Source organism: Streptomyces sp. NBC_00503, assembly GCF_036346895.1.
Taxonomy (GTDB): Bacteria; Actinomycetota; Actinomycetes; order Streptomycetales; family Streptomycetaceae; genus Streptomyces.
Genome location: NZ_CP107855.1, coordinates 5,158,890 through 5,176,663 on the forward strand (window position 1 = coordinate 5,158,890; position 17,774 = coordinate 5,176,663).

The following is a 17,774-nucleotide window of genomic DNA, read 5'->3' on the forward strand; positions in this document are numbered from 1 at the left end:
CTCCTCCTCTTCGGTCCGGTTCGGTCCGGGGCGGAGCGCTTCGGCGGGTCATTTCGTACGGTGTGTCCATGCAGATTTTCGGTGTGGACATCGGCGGCTCCGGGATCAAGGGCGCTCCCGTGGACCTGGACCGCGGCGATCTGGCGCAGGAGCGCCACAAGGTACTGACACCGCAGCCGGCCACCCCCGAAGAGGTGGCCGGCTGCGTCGTCGAGGTGGTGCGCCACTTCGACTGGGACGGCCCGGTCGGGGTCACGTTCCCCGGGGTCGTCACGGGCGGAGTCACCCGTTCGGCGGCCAACATGGACAAGGCCTGGATCGGCACGGACACGGCGGCCCTGCTGTCCGGCCGCCTGGACGGCCGCCCGGTCACCGTCCTGAACGACGCGGACGCGGCGGGGATCGCGGAGATGGCCTACGGGGCGGGGCGCGGGGTCGGCGGCACCGTCATCCTGCTCACGCTGGGCACCGGGATCGGCAGCGCGCTGTTCACGGACGGGCGGCTGGTGGCCAACACGGAGCTCGGGCACCTGGAGCTGAAGGGCCACGACGCGGAGACGCGGGCGTCGGTGAAGGCGAAGGAGGACGGGGACCTCACCTGGGAGCGCTGGGCGCGCCGGGTGGGGAAGTACCTGGCCCACGTGGAGATGCTGTTCTCCCCGGACCTGTTCATCATCGGCGGGGGAGTGAGCCGCAAGCCGGAGAAGTTCCTGCCGCTGATCGAGGGCGTCCGCGCGCCGATCGTCCCGGCGGAACTGCAGAACAACGCGGGCATCGTGGGCGCGGCGATGGCGGCGCACTCGGCGGCCACCCCCTAGGAGGGATCAGGCGACGCGGCGGGGCACGCTCCGCCGCCGCCCGATCAGCACGGCCTTGCGCACCACCACGATCAGGGCGGCGATGAGCGTCCCGGCGTACAGCCAGCCGGCGTGCAGGGACAGCGCGGACACCAGCCCCATGATCTCCCCGGCGAAGCCACCGGAGCCGCCGGAGACGGGCCACACCCCGAGGGCGAAGGCGATCGGGGCGGTGATCGGGGCGGTGATCAGGTCGGCGGGGCGCACCCACAGGGCGGTGGCGGCCGCCACGGGCAGGAAGAGCAGTCCGTAGGCGAAGAGCGAGGCGTCGAACAGCAGCCAGTCGATGCCGCCGACGACGAACATCGCGGCGCACGCGAACAGCCCGCCGCCGAGCCCGGTCAGCCGCGGGCGCGGCAGGCGTCGTAGCGCCTCCCGGCCAGGGGCCGCGGGGGGCCGCTCCGCTGGGTGACGTACCGTACGCGCCTTGTATCGCTCCACCCCCCAAAACTAGGCGGGGGGCCGCCGATCGCGTGCCCGGACACGCGTACATCCGTGCCCCCTCATCGGAAAGTAAACTGATCCATGGCCCACTACCGGGCCGCCGCCCCCTCCAGCTACGGGAAGTCGCCAACGTGTCGCTCACGATCGGAATCGTCGGCCTGCCGAATGTCGGCAAGTCGACCCTTTTCAACGCCCTGACCAAGAACGACGTGCTGGCGGCCAACTACCCGTTCGCCACCATCGAGCCGAACGTCGGCGTCGTAGGCGTCCCGGACGCGCGCCTCCAGGTCCTGGCCGGCATCTTCGGTTCGCAGAAGATCCTCCCGGCGACGGTCGACTTCGTCGACATCGCGGGCATCGTGCGCGGTGCGTCGGAGGGCGAGGGCCTCGGCAACAAGTTCCTCGCGAACATCCGCGAGTCGGACGCGATCTGCCAGGTCATCCGCGCCTTCGCCGACGAGAACGTCGTCCACGTCGACGGCAAGGTCTCGCCGAAGGACGACATCGAGACCATCAACACCGAGCTCATCCTCGCGGACCTCCAGTCCATCGAGAAGGCCGTCCCGCGCCTGACGAAGGAAGCCCGCCTCCAGAAGGAGAAGGTCGCGGTCCTCGCGGCCGTCGAGAAGGCCCAGAAGATCCTGGAAGAGGGCACGACGCTCTTCTCCGTCGGCATCACCAAGGGCACGGAGCAGGGCGACCTCCTCCACGAGCTCCACCTCCTCACGGTCAAGCCCTTCCTCTACGTCTTCAACGTGGACGAGGACGAGCTGACCGACGACGCCTTCAAGGCCGAGCAGAGCGCGCTCGTCGCCCCGGCCGAGGCGATCTTCCTCAACGCCAAGCTGGAGGCGGAGCTCATCGAGCTCGAGGACGACGAGGCCCTCGAACTCCTCCAGTCGGTCGGCCAGGAAGAGCCCGGCATGGCCACCCTCGGCCGCGTCGGCTTCGCCACCCTGGGTCTGCAGACCTACTTGACGGCAGGCCCGAAGGAAACCCGCGCCTGGACCATCAGGAAGGGCGCCACCGCCCCCGAGGCCGCCGGCGTCATCCACACCGACTTCCAGCGCGGCTTCATCAAGGCCGAGGTCATCTCCTTCGCGGACCTGGTCGAATGCGGCTCGGTCACCGAAGCCCGCGCCAAGGGCAAGGCCCGCATGGAAGGCAAGGACTACGTCATGCAGGACGGCGACGTGGTGGAGTTCCGCTTCAACGTCTGAGCGGATGAAATAACACCACGTTGCTGACGTGGCAAACATGCAGGTCAGAAGGGGTCGGACTCTGTCGAGTCCGACCCCTTCGTCGTCACCGTGCCGGATGGGTGCTGGATATTCTGACGCGGGGTCAGCGGTAATCAGATCTCGTGAACGGTAGACCTGTGTCCCACATGGACGACCCACACCACGAGCTCTCCGTTGTCGATCGTGTAGGCGACCCGGTAGTCGCCGACTCGCAGCCGGCGGCGTTCCGGCTGCGACACGAGCGCGGTGGTGTTGAACCCGAGGGGATCGCTCTCCAGCTCGGTCAGCTTGGCCAGGATGCGCAGCGCCATGTCGCGAGGGATCTTCCGAAGCTCGGCCTGCGCCTCCGGTCGGAAGACGGTCCGGTACTCACTCACCGCGCGCCAGCGTCTCCCTCATGATGTCCTCGATCGGGATGCCGGGTGCCGGGTTGGCCATGCGCTCGTCGATGATCCGGTTGATCTCGCGCTCTTCCCATTCCTGGTACTTGCGCAGCACCTCGATGGAGACGACGGCGGCGACTTCCTTGCCCCGACGCGTGATGACCGTGGGTACGTCGTCGCGGTCCGCACGCTCCACGACTTCCGCCAGGTGGGCGCGCACGTCGCGGATGGACTCTATGGGCAGCGGCTGCGTCATGCGCTCAAGCGTACCGAGTGTGCCATGTGTACACCACTCTCCCGTGGTGCTGGATGTGCTGGATGTGCTGGATGAACCCGCACCGTGCTGGATCGGTGCTGAATAGCCACTTTCGGAACCGTGTCGCTTTTCCCCGTGCCGGGACGGTGTCGGGACGGCTGACCGCCCATCAGTCGCTCCCCCTCCTGAAAGACGCCGAGAGTGGTACGTTATTAGGTACCACTTGATGGAAGAGGTCGGGACATGTCCATAACCGCGAGCGAAGCCCGCAAAGAGCTCTTTCCGCTGATCAAGAAGGTGAACGAGAACCACGAGGCCATCGAGATCGTCTCCAAGCACGGCAATGCCGTGCTTGTCTCGGCCGAGGACTACGCCTCGCTGCGCGAGGGCTCGTACCTGCTGCGATCCCCGGCGAACGCTCGTCGGCTGCTGAAGGCCTACGAGAACGCCCTGGCCCACATCAACGTGTCGGAGCGCGAGCTGATCGATCCGGAGTCGGCGGACGCTGGTACGGGTGCCGCGTGAGGCTTGTCTTCGAGGATCAGGGCTGGGAGGACTACACGTCCTGGCTCAAGAACGACCGCAAGATGCTCGCCCGGATCAACAAGCTCATCGAGGACGTCAGGCGTGACCCGTTCTCAGGGATCGGCAAGCCCGAACCTTTGAAGTACCACCTGCCCGGGACGTGGTCGAGGCGCATCGACGACGAGCACCGCCTCGTCTACCTGGTGACGGACAAGGAGATCGTCATTCTCGCGGCTCGGTACCACTACTGACCGCCCGTGCTGGGGTGGTGCTGGGAGACGTTCCTCCGGAACGACGTTTCCGCAGGTCGCAGCTCTGTACTCGACGTTCCGCTGCAACGTCTGAGCGGGTGAAGCAAGAACACATCGCCGACCTGGCGAACACGCAGGTCAGAAGGGCCCGCCTCCTCGGAGGTGGGCCCTTGGCCTTGCCGCAGCCGGCTATCGGCCGCGGTGGCATCCCTGTCGGGAGGACTACGTCCTCTCGTCATGAGCGGAACGTGGCAGCGGGCCGGACGAGGTCCGGGCCGGGGCCTACCGCTCCACCGCCGGGCCCCGGCGGAGGGCGTGGGTCGCCGGGAGGAGGGTGGAGAGGGCTGCCAGGAGGGCGCAGGCGGTGGTGACCGCGGTCATCGGGAGCCAGGGGACCGCGATCGGGGCGTCCACGCCCAGGGCCGTCAGGGCCGCGCCCATCGCGGTGAGGTTGAGCGCGGTGACGGCCGTGCCCAGGAGGGCGCCGACCGCGGCCGCCAGGAGGGACTCGGCGGTGGTCACCGCGAGGACCTGGGTGCGGGTGGCTCCGGCCAGGCGGAGCAGGCGCAGCTCGTCGGACCGGTCCGAGGTGGCCATCAGCAGGGTGTTGGCCAGGGCGATCGCCGTGTAGAGCAGGGCGATGCCGAGGACCAGGACGAAGCCGAGGACGGTGAAGCGGTTCGTGCGGGGGTGGGTGTCCGCGATCCAGTCGGACGTGGTGCGCAACGTCGCTCCGTGCCGTGATGCCGCCTCACGGAGCGAGGCGGAGGTCGTCGGCGAGGCCGTCGGCGAGGACTTGACCTCGATGCGGGAGACCTTCGCGCCGGGGGCGTTGCGCGGGGTGACGTAGGCGCCGTTGTCGCCCGTGCCCGTCTTCATGACGGCCACGACGCGCAGGTCGGTGCGGGTGCCGTCCGCCAGCCACAGGGGGACCCGGTCCCCGATCCGGTGCTGCCACCACTCCTCGGTGACGATGATGCCCCCGTCGTCCAGGTCCGCGACCGAACCGGCCACCACTGGCAGCGTGGAGACCGCCGCCAGCGCCGCCGGGTCCACCGCCGAGGCCTGCGACCTGACCTTCACGAAGCCTTCCTCCAGGACCGTCAGGCTGGTGTCGGCCACCGCCAGGGACGTCGCGCCCGGGAGAGGCAGCGAGGAGGGCAGGCTGCCGCCCGTCAGCACGTAGTCCGCCGAGGTGCGGGTGCGGGCCTCCACCGTCTTCGCCCCCGTGAGCGTGGCGGTCGCGCCCAGCAGCGAGCCGGTCAGCGCGACCATCACCAGGACAGGCGCCGCCACCGCCGCCGTCCGGCGGATCCCGGCCGAGGCGTTGGCCCGCACCAGCCGGCCCGCGTAGGAGGTCAGCCGGGCCGGGAGCCACATCAGCAGCCGGACGACGGGGCGTACGAGGACGGGGGCCAGCAGGCCGCAGGCCGAGATCAGCAGCATCGGCTGCCAGGTGTACGTCTTGCGCTTGAGGAGGTCGCCCGGATCGGAGCCCAGCCGCCAGCCGACGAAGGCCAGCGCGCACAGGAGCAGGCCGCCCCCGGCCGCCCACCGGCCCGGTGTCATGGGCCGCTCGTCCGTGGCGGCCTCGCGCAGCGCCTCCAGCGGACCGACCCGGCCGGCCCGCCGGGAGGCGGCACAGGCCCCCGAGAGCGCGACCAGCAGTCCCGTCCAGAACGCCGTGTGCAGCGGCCAGCTCTGATCCCCGATCACGTACGAGGCGGGCGCCAGCCCCTGCCCTACGGTCCAGCGCGCCATCAGCGGCGCACCCGCCGTGCCCAGTACGCAGCCGGCCGCGGCCCCGGCCAGCCCCACGGCCGCCGCCTCCACCATCACCAGCCGCCGCAGCTGCCCCGGCGTCGACCCCGCCAGCCGCAGCAGCCCCAGCTCCCGGCGCCGCTGCGCCACGGCGTACGAGAAGGTCGAGGCGACCACGAACACCGAGACGAACGAACTCACCCCGCCGGCCGTGCCCAGCAGCGAGACGAGGCCCACCACGTCCGCCCCCGGCGGCAGCGCCGCCGCAGCCGCCAGCCCCAGCCCCATGACCGTCATCAGCGCGACCCCGAGGGCCACCGCGACGAACGTCCCCACCTGTGTCATCCAGCGCCGCCGCAGCGACCTCGACGCGATCTTCAGCATGCGTCCCAGCCAACCGTCGCGGGCCCGCCCGGTCAGCGGGGCAGGGGCGAGTTGCGAAGGTAGGGCCAGCACTACCGCGCCGCGCCGTGCCGCCGCCTACGGTGGCCGCATGGCGCTCTCCCCCTTCGGCCCCGACCCGGCCAGGTACCTCCGTTCCGCCCGGCCGTGGCGGGCCGTCGGCTACCTGCTCACCGGCGCCGTCACCGGAGCCGCCGCCTGCGCCGCCCTGCTGCTGCTCGCCGTCGCCGGGACCGCGCTCGCCGTCGTCCTCGTAGGCCTGCCGCTGCTGGCCGCGCTCGCACTGACCGGAGTGCCCTACGCGGCCCTCGAACGCCGCCGGCTGCGGATCCTCGACCCCGCCGCCGAGCCCCTGCCCGACCCGCACCGCGAACCGGACCGTACGGGGCCCACGGCCTGGGCCGGAACCCGCTTCCGCGAGCGGGCCACCTGGCGGGAGCTGGGCTACGCGGTCCTCGCCGCCACGGTGCTGTGGCCGCTGGAGCTCCTCGCCCTCGGCGGCGCGCTCCTCGTCCCCGCCGACCTCCTCGCCACCCCCGTCCTGCTCGCCCTCGACGGCGAACAGGTCAACCCCCTCAAGATCCACGGGATCACCGGCTACCCGACGGCCCTGCTGTGCGCCGCCGCCGGACTCCTGCTGCTCCCCGTCTTCCTCTACGGGATCGGCGTGCTGGCGGCGGCCCGCGCGGCCCTGGCCCGGCTGATGCTGGCCCCCGGCCGGGACGACCTGGCCGTCAAGGTCACCGAACTGACCAGTTCCCGGGCCCGGCTGGCGGCCGCCTTCGACGCCGAGCGCCGGCGCATCGAACGGGACCTGCACGACGGAGCCCAGCAGCGGCTCGTCGCGCTCTCCATGAGCCTCGGCCTGGCCCGGCTCGACGCCCCGCCCGGCAGCCCGCTCGCGGCGCAACTCGCCCTCGCGCACACCGAGGCGGGCCAGGCGCTGACCTCGCTGCGCGAACTCATCCACGGCATCCACCCGCAGGTCCTCACCGACCGGGGACTGCCCGACGCCGTCGCCGATGTCGCCGACCGCTCGCCGATCCCCGTCGACACGGGCTTCGACCTTCCCGGCCGGCTGCCCGAACAGGCCGAGTCCGCCGGGTACTTCTTCGTCACCGAGGCCCTCGCCAACGCGGCCAGGCACAGCGGCGCCGACCGGATCACCGTCACCGGCCGGCACGACGGCGCACGCCTGATCGTGGAGGTCGCGGACGACGGCCGCGGCGGCGCGGACGCGGCGCGCGGCAGCGGGCTGACCGGACTGGCCGACCGGGTGTCGGTCGTGGACGGCAGACTGACCCTGACCAGTCCTCCCGGAGGCCCGACCCTGCTGCGCGTGGAGATCCCTTGCACCCCGCTGGAACCGAAGGCCCCGTAACCGCCGCCCCCGGCGGGCGCGGGCCGCTGCGCATCGTCCTCGCCGAGGACTCCGTCCTGCTCCGCGAGGGCCTCGTCGGCCTGCTCGCCCGCTTCGGCCACGAGACGGTGGCCGCCGTCGGCGATGCCGAGGAGCTCGAAGCGGCCGTGGCCGAGCACCGGCCGGACATCGTCGTCACCGACGTGCGGATGCCCCCGGACCACACCGACGAGGGGCTGCGTGCCGCCGTACGGCTGCGCGGGATCCGGGCGGACCTGCCCGTCCTGGTCCTCTCCCAGTACGTACAGCGCTCGTACGCCGCCGAACTGCTCGACTCCGGGGACGGGACGGGCGTCGGGTACCTGCTCAAGGACCGGGTGGGGCAGGTCGAGGAGTTCGCCGACGCGGTCGCGCGGGTGGCGGCCGGCGGGACGGTGGTCGACCCCGAGGTCGTCCGGCAGCTGATCCGCCGCCGCCGCGATCCGCTGGAGCGCCTGACGGCCCGCGAGCGCGAGGTCCTCGCCCTGATCGCCGAGGGGCACTCGAACTCCGAAGTGTCCCGGCGGCTCACCGTCTCCGAGGCGGCGGTCGGCAAGCACATCGGGAACATCCTGATGAAGCTGGACCTGCCCCCGGCGCAGGAGTCCCACCGCCGGGTCCTCGCGGTCCTGGCCTATCTACGGGGCTGACGGGCCTACGGGGCTGACGGGCGCGGCCCCTCAGAGCCCGCAGCCCCCGGCCCCTCAGAGCCCGCAGCCCCCGGCCCCTCAGAGCCCGCGGACCGAGGCGACCGTGAAGGTGGTCGGGGCGCCGGCGCCGGGGGCGGGCAGCGGACCGCCGTCCTTGTCGAACTGGGAGCGGACCACCAGGGTGCGGCCGGGGAGCTGGGCCAGCGTGGTCGGGATCTGCAGCGACGGGTCCGTGATCGTGCGGACCAGGCGGGCCCGGGTGCCGTCCGCCGAGAGCTGCCAGCGGCTCAGGGTGTTCTTCATGTTCTGGGCTGCGCGCAGGACGCCGCCGGGGGCGAGGTCGAGGCCGTCGGCGGTCTTCAGGTCGCCGCCGGTCAGGGCGACGCGGGAGATGGCGCCCGTACGCGGGTCGATGCGGTACAGCTCGCCCGCGGTCATGTCCACGGTGAGCAGGTAGCGGCCGGCCGGGTCGGCGGTGATGCCGTTGAGGTTGAAGCTGCCCGCCGGGGAGGGGCTGAGCAGCCCGCTCAGGTCGTACGCGGGCAGCAGTGGGCCGGAGCCCGCGGCGAGCTGGTCCGGGGTGACCCGGTAGACCACCGCGCGGACGCTGTCGGTCAGGTACGCGGTGCCGTCCGGGGTGACGGCCAGGTCGTTGAGGAAGCGCGGGTCGCTTCCGGGTATCTCGAAGTGGGCCAGCCGGGCCCCCGTGCGGGTGTCGTAGACCGAGACGCCCGAGGTGGAGTCGGTCACCCAGAGGCGGCCGTGCCCGTCGACGCGCAGTCCGTTCGCGGTGTGGCGGCCGTCGGTGCCGGAGGGCAGGAAGACCTCGGCGGTGCGCCCGCCGGAGCGGGCCCGGTAGATGGTGCCGTCGGTGTACGAGCCCACGTAGACCGTGCCGGTACGGGGGTCGGCGGCTATGCCCTCGGGGAAGACCTTCGCGCCGGGGAGGGTGAATGCCGTGGAGATCCGGCCGTCGGCATGGGCAGTGGCCTGCGTGGCCTGCGTGGCCTGCGTGGCCTGCGTGGCCTGCGTGGCCTGGGCGGCCGGGGCCGCGCCGAGGGTGAGGGCGATCGCCACGGTCAGCAGGGATGCGGGCAGGAGCTTCTTCGTCATCGCACTACGTCCTCTTCTGTCTGTGTGAACACGAAGGTATGTTAGAGCTCTAACGCATGCAAGGGCTTTAGTATCGGGGAATGACTTCCATGCCCGCCGAGGAGCGCATCGGCTCCCACATCAAGCGCGCCGAGCAGGCGCTCCTCGGGGCCAAGAACGCGGCGGTGAAGCCGGCCGCAGTAACGGTTCCGCAGTACGCCGCGCTGCTCTGGCTCTCCGAGAAGCCCGGAATCTCCGCCGCCACGCTCGCGCGCCTGTGCGGGGTGACTCCGCCGACCATGAACACCGTGCTGAAGAACCTCCTGGAGCGCGGGCTCATCGAGCGGACCCCGCACGAACTGCACCGCAACGTCCTGGAGACCCGGCTCACCGAGGAGGGGCGCTCCGTGATGGAGGTCGCCGACGCGGGGGCGGTGGCGGTGGAGCGCCGGCTCGCCGCCGAGTTCACCGGGGAGGAACGGGAGTTGCTGATCCAGCTGCTGGGGCGGTGCGCGCAGGCGCTCGACGCCCTGAGGTAGTCGGGAGTGTTCAGGTTCCGTAGGACCTGCGTTCCGGTGATGTTTTTACGCTGTTTTGGAACTTCCCCGGGGATACACACATCAGGACTAAGGGGATCCCAGTCCGTTCTGTCCCACTGGGGGGCAGTCATGACCGTTCGGAGCCAAGTTCGTGCACCAGGACCCGCAGCGCCCGCGGACCGATGAACAGCCGTACCCGTCCTACCCGCCGGGTGGGTACATATCCGGGCATCCCGGGCCTCCGGTTCCTCCCGGACCTCCCGTGCCCCCCGAGTCGTACGAACCTCCGCGGGAGCCGGGCCGCAAGCGCTCCCGCCGCGCGATGTGGATCGGCGGGGCCACGGCCCTCGCGGTCCTCCTCGGCGGCGGCGGGTTCGCCGCCTGGAAGCTGGACTGGTTCTCCGGCAACGGCTCCACGGTGAGCTTCGGCAAGCCCCCGCCCGCCGCGGGCACTCAGGGCGGGGAGGGCGGGCAGAGGACCCCGGGCGAGTCCCCGAAGAGTTCGCCCACGCCGAGCGGCGACCCCGACGTACAGCTCGCGACGGGCCCGGCGGCCACCTTCAAGCAGACCACCAAGCTCGACGACGGCACGATCATTGCCAAGACCCGCCTCGCGGGCGCCAAGTCCGGCTTCGAGGGCGATGTCTGGGTGTGGACGCCCAAGGAGTACGACGACCCGAAGTACGCCAAGAGCGGCTTCCCGGTCCTCATCGCCCTCCCCGGCGGCAACGGCTACCCGGCCAACTACTGGTCCGACCGCAGCCTCGGCCTCCAGAAGGCCATCAGCGAAGGCGTCCAGGCCGGTACGAGCCTGCCGTTCATCGTGATCATGCCGGTGCTCAACCCGGACGCGAAGTACTACTACGACGGCTCCGACATCCCCGGCCAGCCCAAGATGGGCACCTGGATCTCCGAGGACATCCCGGACTTCACCCGCGCCAACTTCCGTACGTACAAGTCCCGCGACGGCTGGGCCTTCATGGGCTCCTCCTCCGGCGCCTTCGTCGGCATGAAGCAGCTCCTCCAGCACCCGGACAAGTTCAAGGCCGTGATCGCCAGTGGCGGCGAGCTCGTTCCCGACTCCCCGCTCTGGAAGGGCCACCAGGCGGAGATGGACGAGAACAACCCCGAGAAGCTTGCGCAGAAGCTGATCGACAGCAACGGCCCGGACGTCTACATCAACTTCCAGGTCGGCACCAAGGAGTCCGGCAAGCCCTCGATGCTGAAGTTCCAGCAGACGTACGGCAAGGGCCCGGTCAAGACGACCATCCGCGACATCCAGAATGGCGAGCACAACGGCTGGCACTACGTGCGCGGCATGAAGGAAGGCTCGCTGGAGTGGGTCAGCAAGGTACTGAAGGGCCCCAAGCCCGAGGCCGGCTGACCCCCGGCCCCCGCGATCGGACGCACCCGCGCGGGGGAGCGGCGGCGCGCCCCGGAGACGGCGGGGACGGCGCGCGGTGCCTCCGGTGGACGTGGCCCTCCCCACGTCCACCGGTCCCAGGCAACCCATCCGGTCGTTAATACCTCTGTTATGGATGTAAGGGGGACCAATCGGTCCGACCCGCGCTCCTCGGGGGGCGCCGGAGCAGGAACGGAAGCAATCCGTGCACCAAGACCAGCAGGGTGACAGCGGCGCCACGACCGAGGCGGCCACCACGGGCGGGGGCCGTCGCCAGGGGCGCCGCTTGCGGCTGATCCTGATCAGCGGCGGGCTGGGGCTGACCCTCGCCGCCGGCGGCGGGGCGGCAGCGTACAAATACGGGCTCTTCTCGGACATAGGCGGTCCCACCTCCTTCGGGAAGTCCCAGACGGCCGCCTCCTCCACCGCCGACGTAAGGCCCGGCGTGTCCATGCCGACCGGGCCGAAGGCCGACTTCGTCCTCACCTCGCGGCTCCCGGACGGCACCCGGATCGCCCAGACGACCGTGACCGGCAAGAAGTCCGGGTTCACGGGCGACGTGTGGGTGTGGGTGCCGAAGGAGTACGACGACCCGGCGTACGCGGACAGCGCCTTCCCGGTGCTGGTCTCGCTGCCCGGGGGCCGCGGCTACCCCAAGAACTACTGGGGCACCGGCCCCGGGCTCGGCCTCCAGCAGGTGGTGAGCGACGGGGTGAAGGCCGGTACGAGCCTGCCCTTCATCCTCGTCATGCCGGTGATCAACGCCGACACCAAGCACCACTACGACGGCTCCGACATCCCGGGCCAGCCCAAGATGGGCACCTGGATGGCCGAGGACATCCCGGATTTCACGAAGGCCAATTTCCGCACCTTCACCTCCCGCGACGGCTGGGCCTTCATGGGCTCCTCCTCGGGCGGTTTCGGAGCCCTCAAGCACGTCCTGAAGTACCCCGACCGCTTCAAGGCGGTCATCGCGAGCGGAGTGGACATCGTCCCCGACTCCCCGCTGTGGAAGGGGAACACGCAGGCCATGGACGAGAACAACCCCGAGAAGCTGGCCGCGAAGCTGATCGCGGCGGGCGGTCCGGACGTCTACATCAGCTTCCAGATCGGCACCAAGGAGACCGGCCGCGAGAAGGCCGAGAAGTTCATGCGCGAGTACGGCAAGGGCCCTGTGCACACCCGGCTCCAGGTGATCCAGGATGGTGAGCACAACGGAAAGACGTACGTGCAAGGCATGAGGGAGGGCTCCCTGGAGTGGATCAGCAAGGTGATGTCGGCGCCCACGCCCGCGAAGCAGCCCGCGACGAAGCCCACGGCGGGGGCGAGCCCGGAGCAGGCCCGGGGCGCCCGCGTGAACGACGCCTCCGGGCGATGAGCCCCGGGGTCAAGGGGATCGCTGCCGTCGCGGGGATCAGCGCGGTGCTCGCGGTGGTGTTCGTGAAGACCTCCGGAGGCTACGAGGACCGGCACGTGCTCCCGTTCCCCACCGTCGGGGTGCTCATGGCCAACGGTGAGCACTGGTGCACGGCCAGCGTCGTCGACAGCCCGCAGGGCAACGTCGTCGCCACCGCCGCGCACTGCGTGGCCCCCGCCGGCGAGGACGGGCAGCCGGGCGAGGTCGCGCACGACGGGCTGGCCATCGGCGAGCTGGCCTTCGCCCCCGCGTTCACCGGGGAGGGCGCCGGGAAGCAGCCCCTGGGGGTGTGGAAGGTGCGCTCCGTCCACGTGGACGACCGCTGGACGAAGTGGGGCGACGACACCGCCGACTTCGCCTTCCTCACGGTGGAACCCGACGCGGACGGGCGCAGCGTCCAGGACGTCGTCGGGCGCGACGAGGCCGCGAAGCCCGCCTGGACCTCCGGCTACGACCGGGAGGTGACGGTGGTCGGCTACCCCGAGGCCACGCACAACCCGCAGAACAAGCCCGTCGCCTGTACGACGCAGAGCCGCCACGACGAGGACGACCCGGCGATGCTCTACATCAACTGCTCCGGGTTCTGGACCGGGACCAGCGGCAGCCCCTGGATCGCCGACCGGGTCGGCGCGGGGCGGCCGGGGGAGCTGATCGGGGTGCTGAGCGGCGGGGACACGGACGTGGACTCGACGGCGGCCCTGTTCGACGGCCGCGCCAAGGCGCTGTACGAGCGGGCGGCCAAGGGCTGAGGGCCCGACAGGCTCCTGTGCCGCCCGCGGAGGACCGGCCGGTCAGCCGCTGCGCCGCTCCGTGCTGACGATCACGCACACCGCGGCCACCACGACCGCGCCGCCGAGCAGGATCGGCCAGGTCAGGGCCTCGTCGAGGATGAGCCAGCCCAGCGCGACGGCGACCACCGGATTCACGTAGGCGTACGTGGCCACGAGCGAGAGCGGAGCCGCCCGCAGGAGCCAGACGTACGCGGTGAACCCGACGAGCGAGCCGATCAGGACGAGGTAGGCCAGCGCCAGCCACGAGGCTGTGGAGTACGAGCCGGGGTCCAGGCCGTGCTGCTCGCCGCGCAGCAGCCCGACGAGGATCTGGCCGGCCCCGCCCGCGAGCATCTGGTAGGCGCTGCCGGTGAAGGGATCGGCGGGCAGCGGCAGCTTCGCGGACGAGAACGAGCCCAGCGACCACAGGACCGAGCCCCCGAGCACCAGGAGCACCCCGCCGATCCCGATCTCGCCGCCGATCCCCGGGCTGGTCAGGACGGCGAGGCCGACGAGGCCCAGCAGCACCCCGGCCACCGTGCGGGGCGAGGGGCGGTCGCCGGAACCGGCGCGCAGCAGGACCAGCCACATCGGGACGGCGGCCACCAGCAGGGCGGCCAGGCCGGAGGGCACCGAGGTCTCCGCGAGGACCACGAGGCCGTTGCCGCCGAGGACCAGGAGCAGTCCGACCAGGACGGCCGAGCCGAGCTGGGCGCGGCTGACCTTGAGGGCGGCGGGGCCGTGGCGCCAGGCGACGAGGGCGGCGAGGAGGGCACCCGCGGCGATGAAGCGGGCGCCGGCGGAGAGGAAGGGCGGCATGGTCTCGACGACGACCCGGATGCCGAGGTAGGTCGAGCCCCAGACCACGTAGACGAGGCCGAGGGCGATCCAGACGCGGGCCGTTGAGGTGGGCATGATCGGAGCCTATGTGGGTGGACGATGCAGCCATCGGGCATTCCGGGGAATGGACGGCCGGTCAGCCCGCCGCCGGCCCCGACTTGGCTCCCGCGCCGCACAGCGGGAGCACCGCGGTGCGGTCCTGGAGGGGGTGGTCGGGGGCGGTCGGGCCCACCGCGGCCCAGCAGGCCGCGGCCGTGGGTTCCACGAAGAGCCCGCGGCGGGCCAGGTCGAGCCGGGCCGCGCGGATCCGCTCGTCCGGGACGGTCAGGAAGGTCCCGCCGGACTTGCGGACGGCCGCCAGGATCTGCCGGGCCCGCGGCGGCGCGGGGATGGCGATGCCCTCGGCCAGGGTGGGCAGCTGGGCCACGGGCTCCGCGTCCTCGGCGCCCGCGTGGAAGGCCGCGGCCAGCGGGGCCACCGCTTCGGACTGGACGGCGATCAGGACCGGCGGGCGCACCCCGCGGCGGGCCAGCTCCTCCACCGCCAGCGCGGCCCCGAGCAGCAGGGTGCCGTTGCCGACGGGGACCACGAGCACCTCGGGGAGGTGCCCGCCGAGCGCCTCCCACACCTCGTACACGTAGGTCTTCGTGCCGTGCAGGAAGTACGGGTTGAAGACGTGGCTGGCGTAGAAGACCCCGGGGAGGTCGGCCTCGGCGCGGGCCGCCACCGCCGCGGCCTCGCGCCCGCCCGGGACCACCCGTACCGCCGCGCCGTGCGCGCGCATCTGCTCCGTCTTCTTCTGCGAGGTGCCCTCCGGCACGAAGACCTCGCAGCGCAGGCCGGCCCGCGCGCAGTACGCCGCGAAGGCGGTCCCCGCGTTCCCGCTGCTGTCCGCGACCACCCGCTCCGGCCCCAGCCGCCGCGCGAGCTCCGCGAGCATCACCGCGCCCCGGTCCTTGAAGGACAGCGTCGGCATCAGGAAGTCGAGCTTGGCGTGCACCCGCTCCGCCAGCGGTACCAGTGGGGTGTTCCCTTCGGCCAGCGTCACGCCGAACGCCCCGGTCAGGGGCAGCGCGGAGCCGTAGCGCCAGAGCGAATTGGGGCCGGCCGCCGGTTCCAGGGGGGCGGCCGGATCGGGGGTGAAGTCCAGGTCCCACGGGCCGTCGCACACCGGGCAGCACCAGGGCGCGGTGCGCGCGTCCGAGCGCGTGCCGTCTTCGGGGCAGAGGTAGCCGGGCAGGCCGTGCGTCATGGGAGGAGTTCCCTTGCTCGATCGCGGCCGCCCCGGGAGACGGATGCGGCGCCGGGCTACGGATGTTACGCGTCCGGGGATCTGACGAGGGGTCGGCCTTTCCGCAGGAACGCCCTCCGCTTACTATTCGCGCATTCGTTCGCGCGTACGCCGAAGCGAACACTTCCGTCGCCGTCACCGCCATGCCTGATGGAGCCCCGCACCCCGTGAGCACCCCGCCGCCGCCCCACCACTGGCCCGCCGCGCCGCCGCCCCCGCCGCCCTACGGGTACGGTCCGCCCGCGCTCAACGGCTTCGCGCTCGCCTCGCTGCTCGTCGGGCTGCTCTGCTTCCCGCCGCTGGGCATCGTCTTCGGGATCGTGGCCCTCGTGCAGATCGCGAAGAAGGGCGAGCGCGGCAAGGCGCTCGCCGTCTGCGGTCTGGCCGCATCGGTGGCGATGACCCTGATCATGGTCCTCGTCGCGGAACGGGTCGTGAGCCCCCTCTTCGACCGGGTCCGGGCATCGGACGTGCTGGAGCCCTACGAGGACGTCGAGGGCGAGCTGGTCGACATGTCGGAGCTGCGCACCGGGGACTGCTTCAACACGCCCGGCGGGGACCTGCTGGACGAGGCCCATTTCGCGTACCGGATCGCCTGCACGGAGGTCCACGACGCGGAGGTCACCTCCGCGACCCCGATGAGCGAGCAGCGCTTCCCGGGCGTGGAGCAGCTGAAGCAGTCGGCCACGGAGGAGTGCTGGCGCGCCCAGGACTCGTACGCGATGGACACGTGGGCGCTGCCCCCGTACGCCGGGATGTACTACTTCGCCCCCTCGCGCGACAGCTGGGCGGACGGCGACCGGCGGGTGGTCTGCGTGATCGGCACGTCCGAGCAGGAGCACAAGGGCAGCCTGCGCAAGGACGCCGGGATGCTGAACCCCGAGCAGGTGGCCTTCCTGCACGCGGCGAACGAGGTGGACCAGGTGCTGGGCCGCACGCCCGGGGCGGACGTGGGCGACGCGCTCGGGCAGTACCGGTCGTGGGCGCGGGACGTGGAGCAGGCCCTGGCCGGGGAGTCGCGGGTGCTGGACGAGGCGAAGGGGCGGCCGCAGACGGCCGGGCCGGCCGCGGTGCAGAAGGAGCGGGTCGAGGCGGCGCGCAAGCAGTGGCTGAGGGCGGCCGCCGCGAAGGACGCGCAGGAGTTCGACTCCGCGTGGGACCGGGCGGTCGCCGAGATGCCCTTCGGTCCGGAGAAGGTGCTGCGGGGGGCGTACGGGCTGTCGACGACGGTCCCGGAGTGGCTGGACGACTCCGGGAGCGACGGATCCGACGGATCCGACGGATCCGACGGATCCGACGGATCGGGCGGGCCGAGCGCGGGGCCGGCCGTGGAAGCCGCATGATCGTATTGCGGGGTATTGAGGGGTAACGCGCGGTAAGGGGTTTGAGTGACCTGGCTTCATCACTTCGGGTGAAACTCTGGCCCTTGCTTGCGGTGTACAACCGTCGGTTGCCAGGGTGTAGCTGTCTGTCAACCTGATGGGAGTGGCCAGTGACATTCGGCGAGCAGCCGGCCTATCTGCGCGTCGCCGGGGATCTGCGACGGAAGATCGTCGATGGGTCCCTGCCTCCGCACGCCCGGCTCCCTTCACAGGCCCGGATCCGCGAGGAGTACGGGGTCTCCGACACCGTGGCCCTGGAGGCGCGCAAGGTCCTCATGGCGGAAGGCCTGGTCGAAGGCAGGTCCGGGTCCGGTACGTACGTGCGCGAGCAGCCCGTCCCCCGCCGGGTGGCCCGCTCCGGCTACCGCGCGGGCGGAGCCTCGACCCCGTTCCGGCAGGAGCAGGCGGAGGCGGGCGCACGCGGCACCTGGGAATCGAACAGCGAGCAGGTCGAGGCATCGGCGGACATCGCCAAGCGGCTCGGCATCGAACCGGGCGAGCGGGTGATGCGCACGCGGTACGTCTTCCGCGACGCGGGGGAGACGATGATGCTGTCGACCTCCTGGGAGCCGCTGACCGTGACGGGCCGCTCACCCGTGATGCTGCCGGAGGAAGGGCCGCTCGGGGGCGCCGGAGTCGTCGACCGGATGGCCGCCATCGACGTGGTCGTGGACAACGTGGTGGAGGAGGTCGGCGCACGACCCGGGCTGGCGGAGGAGAACCTGCTGCTCGGCGGGGTACCGGGCCATGTGGTGCTGGTGATCGGGCGCACGTACTTCGCCTCCGGCCGGGCCGTCGAAACCGCCGACGTGGTCGTCCCGGCCGACCGGTACCGGCTCTCCTACCACCTGCCGGTCCGCTGAGCGGACAGT

At 71.7% G+C, this 17,774-nt stretch carries 19 protein-coding genes; 12 read left to right on the top strand and 7 right to left on the bottom strand.

Annotation, left to right across the window (positions count from 1 at the left end):
• Positions 1–68: 68 nt before the first annotated feature.
• Positions 69–818, top strand: coding sequence for a polyphosphate--glucose phosphotransferase (gene ppgK / locus OG490_RS24080; protein WP_330298355.1), 750 nt, complete (start codon positions 69–71; stop codon positions 816–818).
• Positions 819–824: 6 nt separating this feature from the next.
• Here the strand turns inward: ppgK and OG490_RS24085 are convergent, their stop codons facing one another.
• Positions 825–1,298, bottom strand: a complete 474-nt coding sequence (locus OG490_RS24085) for a DUF6542 domain-containing protein (RefSeq protein WP_443065864.1) — start codon at positions 1,296–1,298, stop codon at positions 825–827.
• Positions 1,299–1,432: 134 nt separating this feature from the next.
• Here OG490_RS24085 and ychF point away from each other — a divergent pair, with 134 nt between their 5' ends.
• On the top strand, positions 1,433–2,521 hold the full coding sequence (gene ychF, locus OG490_RS24090; RefSeq protein WP_330298356.1) for a redox-regulated ATPase YchF: 1,089 nt from the start codon (positions 1,433–1,435) through the stop codon (positions 2,519–2,521).
• 134 nt (positions 2,522–2,655) lie between these two features.
• On the opposite strand, the gene OG490_RS24095 is transcribed toward ychF, so the two are convergent.
• Positions 2,656–2,919, bottom strand: a complete 264-nt coding sequence (locus OG490_RS24095; RefSeq protein WP_330298357.1) for a type II toxin-antitoxin system RelE family toxin — start codon at positions 2,917–2,919, stop codon at positions 2,656–2,658.
• Positions 2,912–3,181 carry a type II toxin-antitoxin system Phd/YefM family antitoxin gene (locus tag OG490_RS24100; protein WP_019434848.1) on the bottom strand — a complete coding sequence of 90 codons (270 nt, stop codon included), beginning with the start codon at positions 3,179–3,181 and terminating at the stop codon, positions 2,912–2,914. The genes OG490_RS24095 and OG490_RS24100 overlap by 8 nt, the downstream gene beginning before the upstream one ends.
• 243 nt (positions 3,182–3,424) lie before the next feature.
• Here OG490_RS24100 and OG490_RS24105 point away from each other — a divergent pair, with 243 nt between their 5' ends.
• Positions 3,425–3,706: a type II toxin-antitoxin system Phd/YefM family antitoxin gene (locus OG490_RS24105; RefSeq protein ID WP_330298358.1), complete on the top strand. Its 282-nt coding sequence runs from the start codon at positions 3,425–3,427 to the stop codon at positions 3,704–3,706.
• Positions 3,703–3,957, top strand: a complete 255-nt coding sequence (locus OG490_RS24110) for a Txe/YoeB family addiction module toxin (RefSeq protein WP_330298359.1) — start codon at positions 3,703–3,705, stop codon at positions 3,955–3,957. Before OG490_RS24105 ends, OG490_RS24110 begins: the two co-directional genes overlap by 4 nt.
• A 282-nt stretch (positions 3,958–4,239) precedes the next feature.
• Here OG490_RS24110 and OG490_RS24115 read toward each other — a convergent pair whose 3' ends face one another.
• A complete protein-coding gene (locus OG490_RS24115) occupies positions 4,240–6,102 on the bottom strand; it encodes an FtsX-like permease family protein (RefSeq protein WP_330298360.1) in 1,863 nt (620 codons plus the stop codon).
• 109 nt (positions 6,103–6,211) lie between these two features.
• Here OG490_RS24115 and OG490_RS24120 point away from each other — a divergent pair, with 109 nt between their 5' ends.
• Positions 6,212–7,501, top strand: a complete 1,290-nt coding sequence (locus OG490_RS24120; RefSeq protein WP_330298361.1) for a sensor histidine kinase — start codon at positions 6,212–6,214, stop codon at positions 7,499–7,501.
• Positions 7,502–7,527: 26 nt separating this feature from the next.
• On the top strand, positions 7,528–8,169 hold the full coding sequence (locus OG490_RS24125) for a response regulator transcription factor (protein WP_330301042.1): 642 nt from the start codon (positions 7,528–7,530) through the stop codon (positions 8,167–8,169).
• 78 nt (positions 8,170–8,247) lie between these two features.
• On the opposite strand, the gene OG490_RS24130 is transcribed toward OG490_RS24125, so the two are convergent.
• Entirely contained in the window at positions 8,248–9,282 is a 1,035-nt protein-coding gene (locus tag OG490_RS24130; protein WP_330298362.1) for an SMP-30/gluconolactonase/LRE family protein, read from the bottom strand.
• A gap of 80 nt (positions 9,283–9,362) precedes the next feature.
• Between OG490_RS24130 and OG490_RS24135 the strand changes: the two genes are divergently transcribed.
• The 4 genes from OG490_RS24135 (at position 9,363) to OG490_RS24150 (ending at position 13,368) form a co-directional block, all read left to right on the top strand.
• A complete protein-coding gene (locus tag OG490_RS24135; protein ID WP_330298363.1) occupies positions 9,363–9,800 on the top strand; it encodes a MarR family winged helix-turn-helix transcriptional regulator in 438 nt (145 codons plus the stop codon).
• Positions 9,801–10,122: 322 nt separating this feature from the next.
• Entirely contained in the window at positions 10,123–11,184 is a 1,062-nt protein-coding gene (locus OG490_RS24140; RefSeq protein WP_443065971.1) for an alpha/beta hydrolase, read from the top strand.
• 223 nt (positions 11,185–11,407) lie between these two features.
• A complete protein-coding gene (locus OG490_RS24145; RefSeq protein ID WP_330298365.1) occupies positions 11,408–12,580 on the top strand; it encodes an alpha/beta hydrolase in 1,173 nt (390 codons plus the stop codon).
• Complete coding sequence (locus OG490_RS24150; protein WP_330298366.1) at positions 12,577–13,368, top strand: trypsin-like serine peptidase; 792 nt, start codon at positions 12,577–12,579, stop codon at positions 13,366–13,368. Before OG490_RS24145 ends, OG490_RS24150 begins: the two co-directional genes overlap by 4 nt.
• Positions 13,369–13,410: 42 nt before the next feature.
• Here the strand turns inward: OG490_RS24150 and OG490_RS24155 are convergent, their stop codons facing one another.
• Together OG490_RS24155 and OG490_RS24160 are read right to left on the bottom strand one after the other, a co-directional pair.
• Positions 13,411–14,304: an EamA family transporter gene (locus OG490_RS24155; protein WP_330298367.1), complete on the bottom strand. Its 894-nt coding sequence runs from the start codon at positions 14,302–14,304 to the stop codon at positions 13,411–13,413.
• A gap of 61 nt (positions 14,305–14,365) precedes the next feature.
• Entirely contained in the window at positions 14,366–15,481 is a 1,116-nt protein-coding gene (locus tag OG490_RS24160; RefSeq protein ID WP_330298368.1) for a pyridoxal-phosphate dependent enzyme, read from the bottom strand.
• Between the two features lie 206 nt (positions 15,482–15,687).
• On the opposite strand from OG490_RS24160, the gene OG490_RS24165 reads away from it, so the two are divergent.
• Positions 15,688–16,863 (top strand): DUF4190 domain-containing protein, encoded by a 1,176-nt coding sequence (locus tag OG490_RS24165; protein WP_330298369.1) that lies wholly within the window; start codon positions 15,688–15,690, stop codon positions 16,861–16,863.
• Between the two features lie 149 nt (positions 16,864–17,012).
• On the top strand, positions 17,013–17,765 hold the full coding sequence (locus tag OG490_RS24170) for a GntR family transcriptional regulator (RefSeq protein ID WP_330298370.1): 753 nt from the start codon (positions 17,013–17,015) through the stop codon (positions 17,763–17,765).
• The last annotated feature ends 9 nt before the right edge of the window (positions 17,766–17,774 follow it).